Origin of the sequence: Sulfurimonas aquatica (assembly GCF_017357825.1) — a bacterium.
GTDB lineage: Bacteria > Campylobacterota > Campylobacteria > Campylobacterales > Sulfurimonadaceae > Sulfurimonas > Sulfurimonas aquatica.
In genome coordinates, this window is record NZ_CP046072.1 from 2,755,953 (window position 1) to 2,763,158 (window position 7,206).

Consider the following 7,206-nt stretch of genomic DNA (forward strand, 5'->3'; position numbering starts at 1 on the left):
ACTTATGATTACTATTATAAAACGTAACGGTAGAACAGAACCTCTAGACATCACTAAAATACAAAAATATACGTCAGCGGCAGTTAAAGGTTTAAGCAATGTATCACAGAGTGAACTAGAAGTTGACGCTCAAATTCACTTTCGAGATGGCATAACGTCAAAAGAGATTCAAGAGACGCTTATAAAAACGGCGGTTGATAAGATTGACATAGACGCTCCTAACTGGACTTTTGTAGCATCGCGTTTATTTCTTTTTAATATGTATCATCAAGTTAATGGTTTCACAGGCTACTGTAGTTTAGAGAAGTACTTTGAAAAAGGTGAAAAAGAGGGTCGTATACTTCTTGGACTAAAAGAGATGTATAACCTTGAAGAGCTTGAAAAACATTTAGTTCCTGAACGCGACTTACAGTTTAACTATCTTGGTATAAAAACACTTTATGACAGATACCTTATTAAAGACTCTAAAGGTTGTCCAATAGAGCTTCCTCAACATATGTTTATGGGTATAGCAATGTTCTTGGCACAACGCGAAGAAAAAAGAGAAGAGTGGGCTATCAAGTTCTATAACATGATAAGTACGTTTGAAGTTATGCTTGCAACTCCAACTCTTTCAAATGCTAGAACTCCTAGACATCAACTAAGCTCTTGTTATATTGGTTCTATGCCCGATAACATTGAAGGGATTTTTGACGCTTATCAAGAGATGGCTATGCTTTCTAAATTTGGTGGTGGTATTGGTTGGGATTGGACTGGTATACGTTCAATGGGTTCTTTTATCGATGGACATAAAAACGCAGCGGGCGGAACGGTTCCATTTCTAAAAATAACAAATGACATTGCAATTGCTGTTGATCAACTAGGAACTAGAAAAGGTGCCATCGCTGTTTATATGGAACCATGGCACATAGATATTAATGACTTTTTAGATCTTAAGAAAAACTCTGGAGAAGAGCGTCGTCGTGCACATGACCTTTTCCCTTCTATGTGGCTAAACGATATCTTTATGCAAAGGGTTCAAGAGGATGCTATCTGGACTCTATTTGACCCATATGACACAAGAGAGTTAACTACGCTTTATGGTGAAGCATTTAACAAACGCTACAAAGAACTTGAGAGTGATGAGAGCATCATAAAAGAAAAAGTAAAAGCAAAAGATCTTTGGAAAAAGATTCTTACGTCTTACTTTGAAACTGGTTCTCCATTTCTCTGTTTTAAAGATAACGCAAATCGTGCTAACCCAAATGATCACTTTGGAATTATCCGTAGTTCAAACCTTTGTACAGAGATTTTTCAAAACACAGAACCTAACCACTACAAGATAAAGTTTGTATTTGAAAATGGTGATAGCGTTAGTTATGAAGAAGATGAGATAGTAAAAGTTGATAGCGGCATAGAAAAACCAGCCAAAAAAGTAACGGCACTCGATTCACTTGGTGGACTTCCTATATTTGTTGTTGAAAAAGAAAAAGTGGATGGTGCAACTGCTGTATGTAATCTAGCATCTATAAATCTATCTCGTATAAATACAAAAGAGCAAATCGAGAGAATCGTTCCAACTGCCGTAAGATGTTTGGATAATGTTATAGATTTGAACTTCTATCCTGTAGAGAAAGTAAAACGTACAAATATGAAAACGCGTTCTATTGGTCTTGGCGTTATGGGTGAAGCACAGATGTTAGCTGAACAAGGTATCATGTGGGGAAGCCAAGAGCACTTTGATAAGATAGATGAAGTTATGGAGTCAGTTTGTTATAGTACTATCTCAGCCTCATCAGATTTAGCGTTAGAAAAAGGAAAGTATCCAGAGTTTGATGGAAGTAAGTGGAGTAGAGGCATCTTTCCTCAAGACCATGCAAATGCGGAAGTTATAAACCTTGTTGACCGTGGTGGACTTTTTGCTTCAACATATGAGTGGGAAGAACTTCGAACTAAGGTAAAAACTCAAGGTATGAGAAATGGTTACCTAATGGCTGTAGCACCAACTAGTTCTATCTCTATACTAACGGGAACTACACAAGCAATCGAGCCTGTCTTTAAACGCAAGTGGAGTGAAGAGAATCTATCTGGTCTTATACCTGTAGTGGTACCAAATCTTTCACCAGAGACTTGGAGTTACTATACGCCGGCTTATGATCTCAATCAAACAGTTCTAATCCGTGCTGCAGCAATTCGTCAAAAATGGATAGACCAAGGGCAATCTTTAAACATCTTTATCACTCTTGATAAAGCAAGTGGAAAATACCTTAATGAGATTTATATGTTAGCATGGAAGTTAGGACTAAAATCTACTTACTATCTACGTTCACAATCTCCAGAAATGGCAAGCGATGTAGAAGATAGAAGTATGGAATGTGTTGGCTGCCAATAGATGAAACCACTGAGTAAAAATGAAATACCCTCCTTTTTAGAAAGATTTGGAAATTTTAAAGATGCGGAGTTTCGCTCTTTAGAAGTTCTCTCCGCTTCACAAATAAAACTTACCTTTGCCCTTCAAGATAAAGCCCGTGCATTTGACTGGATTACTTTAGAGTTAGAGTTTTCTAGCATAGAAGATGCAAGACTTCTCGACAATAATAAACTTTCATTTGTTGATATGGGTGATGGATGCTCTTTGATTCATGATGATGAAAAGTTTGCGTTTGGTATTGGAGAATGCTATAATATATCTATTATCAAAAACTCAACATGCTATCTGGTTAGTAACAACCTAAAGTATCAAGAGGGATTATTTTAAAGGAAGAAAAATGAGCTACGACGTACGTGGAGAGATTCTAGGTTTTGAAGATACACAAAAGGTAAATATAACTGAGGTTGATACACTTATATCAACTATGACAGATGTAAATAATGAAAATATTACATTCACTATTGTAAACCCTTATTCACTCAGAGAGTATTCATTTGATGTACCATCAGATATAAAAGTTTTACTAGAGATAAATGAGAAGTCAAATGTTAGTGTTTATAATATCTTAGTTCTTCAAAAACCACTTGAAAAATCTACTATTAACTTCCTAGCACCCATAGTTGTAAATAATGACAACAACAAACTAGCACAAGTAATACTTGACTCTAAAAAGAATCCTGACTTTGGAATGGCCGAGACGATAGAGTCGTTTAGGAAAAAGTAATTGACATGCTTGGTTATCGATGATTCAAAATTTGCGAGACTAATGTTAACAACTCTACTTGAAGAGTACTCTCCTCACTCGAAGATAATTCAAGCAACAAATGGTCTTGAAGCAATACAGATGGTAAAAGAAGAAAAGCCTGATTTGATCTTTATCGACCTAACCATGCCAACAATGGATGGATATGAAGCAATACCTAAACTCTTAAAACTTTATCCAAATACCCATATAGCTGTTATCACTGCTGATATACAAGAAAAAGCACAACAAAAAGTGATAGAACTTGGAGCTAAAATGCATATAGAAAAACCTATAAATGGCAAAAAAATAGAAAATATTTTAAAAATCTTTGAAAACCTTTGAAAATGAATATTTATAAATTAACAGATGATGAAAAAGATCTATTACAAGAGTTAATGAATATCGCTTATGGTAATGCCACTTCAATTATTGCAAGTATGATGGATGCTTTTGCCTCTCTCAGCATTCCAAATATTACAATTATGCCAGTTCCTCAACTCATCAAATCATTTGAAAAATTAAAAATATCAAATTACTTTTTTACGAGTCAAATATTTACAGGCCAATTTAGTGGAGAGAGTGCTTTTTTTATAAGTCTACAAAGTGCCAAGAACCTTGCAACACATCTAAAAGTAGAAGATGAGCATGAGTTGGATGATGTTATACTCGAACTAACAAACATCTTAACTTCATCATTAATATCACGACTAGCGCAAGAGATGCAAACTGAAGTAGATTTTTCACCACCTAAACTCTTAAATATCAATATTTGCCATACAAACAGTGTCAACTCCTTTAAGAAATTCTCACAAGTAATCGTAATAGAAACCCAGATGAATTTTAAAGAACAAGAGATACATGGACAAATATTTATCCTAACACAAGATGAGTCTATAACATGGCTAAAACAGAAAATCAACACTATCATCAACAATTTAATATAATACAAAATATTGTCTCAAATATAGACAGTGGTATTATAGTTCTAGATGAAGAGTTACATATTCACTATACAAACAAATGGTTAGAACATCGAACAAACATAAAACTTGATCAGATGCTTTATAAAAAAATAGATACTCTCTTTCCTGTAATAGATACAAGTATATTAACTCGTAAGATTAAAACTGCTTTGAGTATGAAAAGTCCTACATTTTATACTGCCTGCTCATCAAACTATCTAATACCTATAAAAATCAATCAAATAGTGAATAATATGTTTGATTATATGCAACAAGACATAACTCTAATTCCTATAGATTATGAAAAGGGTCTTGTCGCTTTAATAATTAGTGATCAAACAAGTATTATAAATACAAATGCAATTTTAAAATCAAATATAGAAACTATCAATGATTTAAATATAAAACTAACTAGAGAGAAAGAGACTATAGATAAAAAGGTTCTTTTTATCAGGCTAACATTAACAGGTGTTATTACCGATATATCTACAGCTCTTCTTGAGATGTTAGCTTATAGTAAAGCAAATATAGTTGGGAAGAACTTTTTTATATATGAGGAGTCTAGTCTAAGTGAAGATTTAAAACTCAATATAATAACACATATGCAAAATAGAGAACCCTATAGCTTTGAGCAAAATATCAAACTTAGTAAAACGCAGAGCTATTGGCTAAAAAATAATCTTTTACCAGAATATGACTACCATGGTGAACTTTGTGGATATATACTTTTTAGAGAGGATATCACTAGTGCAAAACATATAGAGATGAATACTCAAAAAATGCTAATCTCTTCTAGAAATATTGCAAGGGGAGAGACTCTAAGCATGATAGCACATCAATGGAGACAACCTCTCTCAGTCATAACAACAATACTTGGAAGTATAAAAATAGACCAAGCACTAAACACTCTCGACGAACAAGAACTAAATAGTTCCATCGATACTATAAATGAAACTGTTCAATCTCTCTCTGATACTATAAATAACTTTCGAGAGTATTTTACTCCCGAAGAAACTCTTAGTAATTTTACCCTTGAAGATATGTTTGAAAAACCTATCTTATTTTTAAAAGAGGAGATGGATAGACTTGCTATAAAATATGAGATACAATCATCAGCTCCAAGCATAATAACGAGTTATAAAAATGAGTTACTCCAATGTGTTATAAATATTCTTAAAAACTCTATAGATGCATTTAAAAAAAATGAAGCTCTAATAGACAATAAATCTATAATCATAAGTATAAAAAAATTCCAAGATTATATAACTATAACATTTGAAGATAACGCTGGTGGAATATCTCAAGAAAATCTTCCTAAAGTATTTGAACCCTACTTTTCAACAAAGTCTAAAAATAAGACTGGGTTAGGCCTCTATATATGTCATAATATTATTGTAAACGAACTTTGTGGTGAAATAAGTATTAGTTCTAAAGATAAAAAAACAGAACTCTTAATTAAGCTTCCATATAAATTAAAGGAGAAATAAAATCATGAGAGTAATATGTCCGCACTGTTTAAGTGTAAATAATGTTCCAAAAAAAGATAGTTATAAAAAAGCAAACTGTGGTTCTTGTAAAAAGTCTCTTCTTGAAACAATGCCAATAAACTTAACTGATTCAAATTTTGACGAAGTAGTAGTAAATAGTGACAACTTAGTCGTTGTTGACTTCTGGGCACCTTGGTGCGGTCCGTGCAAGATGATGGGACCTACCTTTGAAAAGGCAGCAACAAACTATCCTTTAAAAGCGCTTTTTACAAAGGTAAACACCGAAGATGAACAAAACTTAGGTGCGCGGTTTAAGATAAGAAGCATTCCAACGCTAATACTCTTTAAAAATGGCAAAGAGGTAAATAGAGTATCTGGCGCTTTAGATGCAACAAGTTTAAATAAATTAGTAGACTCATTTCTTTAGATGATTTTTACTAACCCTTACATATAATTTAATATTACATAAGGAGTCTGTTATGAAAAATACGCAAAAGTACAAATGTGAAGTATGTGATTATATTTATGACCCTGAACTTGGTGATATAGAAAATGGAATAGAAGCGGGTACCGCCTTTGAAGACTTACCAGATAGTTGGACCTGTCCTGATTGTGGAGAGCCTAAAGATAGCTTTGAGCCATATGATGGCTAAATTGATTAGAGAGCCTTAGGCTTCTCTAATTTACTTTATATAAGAACAACAGTAATCAGTAACTGTTTTTATTTTTAAATCAAACGAAGAGTTAGCAGGAACATTGAATGTCTCTGGTGTATTCAAAGTTTTCCAATCTTCACCTGGAAGTTTAATATCAAGCTCTCCACTTAACATTTCCATTATTTCTGCTTCATTAGTGCCAAATGTATACTCACCTGGTAACATAATTCCCAAAGACTTAGTAGTTCCATCACTGAACTCTAAAGTACGACTAGTAACGTTTCCATTATGATAAATATTTGCTTCTTTAACGGCTGTAACGTTTTCAAATTTTGACATTTTTGTTTCTCCAATTTTTTTGTAATTTTACCTAAGTTTTCTACTTTTTAAGTCTAACACGTTGTGAATGCGTAATTGCGACGGCTATGGCATCAGAAATATCCAAAGGTTTTATCTCTTTTTTTATGTTTAAAAGTCTTTTTACCATGAAATTAACCTGTTCTTTGCTCGCCTTACCTTTTCCCGTCAAAGCTTTTTTTACTTGCAGGGCAGTATACTCACTAAACTGTCCAAACTCTTGAAGTAGCTTGAGCATAATCGCTCCACGAAATTGAGCTAGTTTAATGGTAGTAGCTGGATTATGAGCGTAAAATATATCTTCCATGGCCACTTCATCTATCTTGTGTGCATCAAAGACTCTAGAGAGGCCTTCAACCATCTGCGGTATTTGATACTGCAGATCCTCAGCCTTCATCTTTATAAGACCTGCTTCAATGAGAGCTATTTTACCTTTTTCTAAAGATATTAGTGCATAACCCATATTTCTAGTTCCTGGGTCTATTCCAAGTATTGTCATCAGAGTCCAAATTTTTTATTTATTATATAACAGAGTTCTTACAAAAGAGCTATAAGAGTTTTAAAGGCCTTATTCACGTAAAAATATTTT

10 protein-coding genes are annotated in these 7,206 nt (G+C 33.5%); 8 read left to right on the forward strand and 2 right to left on the reverse strand.

Translation table 11 applies throughout. The annotated features are described in order from the left end of the window. Positions 1-4: 4 nt before the first annotated feature. Genes GJV85_RS13185 through GJV85_RS13220 form a run of 8 tightly spaced genes read left to right on the forward strand, consistent with a single transcriptional unit; the run spans position 5 to position 6,257 of the window. On the forward strand, positions 5-2,371 hold the full coding sequence (locus GJV85_RS13185; RefSeq protein WP_207561833.1) for a ribonucleoside-diphosphate reductase subunit alpha: 2,367 nt from the start codon (positions 5-7) through the stop codon (positions 2,369-2,371). Beyond that, entirely contained in the window at positions 2,372-2,737 is a 366-nt protein-coding gene (locus GJV85_RS13190) for a hypothetical protein (RefSeq protein WP_207561834.1), read from the forward strand. Between the two features lie 10 nt (positions 2,738-2,747). Then, positions 2,748-3,134: a flagellar assembly protein FliW gene (gene fliW, locus GJV85_RS13195; protein ID WP_207561835.1), complete on the forward strand. Its 387-nt coding sequence runs from the start codon at positions 2,748-2,750 to the stop codon at positions 3,132-3,134. After that, complete coding sequence (locus GJV85_RS13200; protein ID WP_207561836.1) at positions 3,135-3,497, forward strand: response regulator transcription factor; 363 nt, start codon at positions 3,135-3,137, stop codon at positions 3,495-3,497. Between the two features lie 2 nt (positions 3,498-3,499). Further along, entirely contained in the window at positions 3,500-4,099 is a 600-nt protein-coding gene (locus GJV85_RS13205; RefSeq protein ID WP_207561837.1) for a chemotaxis protein CheC, read from the forward strand. Then, positions 4,054-5,604, forward strand: a complete 1,551-nt coding sequence (locus GJV85_RS13210; RefSeq protein ID WP_207561838.1) for a PAS domain-containing sensor histidine kinase — start codon at positions 4,054-4,056, stop codon at positions 5,602-5,604. Before GJV85_RS13205 ends, GJV85_RS13210 begins: the two co-directional genes overlap by 46 nt. Before the next feature lie 4 nt (positions 5,605-5,608). Beyond that, positions 5,609-6,031 (forward strand): thioredoxin TrxC, encoded by a 423-nt coding sequence (trxC, locus tag GJV85_RS13215; protein WP_207561839.1) that lies wholly within the window; start codon positions 5,609-5,611, stop codon positions 6,029-6,031. Between the two features lie 52 nt (positions 6,032-6,083). Beyond that, entirely contained in the window at positions 6,084-6,257 is a 174-nt protein-coding gene (locus GJV85_RS13220) for a rubredoxin (protein ID WP_207561840.1), read from the forward strand. Between the two features lie 30 nt (positions 6,258-6,287). On the opposite strand, the gene ppnP is transcribed toward GJV85_RS13220, so the two are convergent. Together ppnP and ruvC are read right to left on the reverse strand one after the other, a co-directional pair. Next, on the reverse strand, positions 6,288-6,599 hold the full coding sequence (ppnP, locus tag GJV85_RS13225; protein ID WP_207561841.1) for a pyrimidine/purine nucleoside phosphorylase: 312 nt from the start codon (positions 6,597-6,599) through the stop codon (positions 6,288-6,290). Positions 6,600-6,639: 40 nt separating this feature from the next. Continuing rightward, positions 6,640-7,116, reverse strand: coding sequence for a crossover junction endodeoxyribonuclease RuvC (gene ruvC / locus GJV85_RS13230; RefSeq protein ID WP_207561842.1), 477 nt, complete (start codon positions 7,114-7,116; stop codon positions 6,640-6,642). Positions 7,117-7,206: the final 90 nt, after the last annotated feature.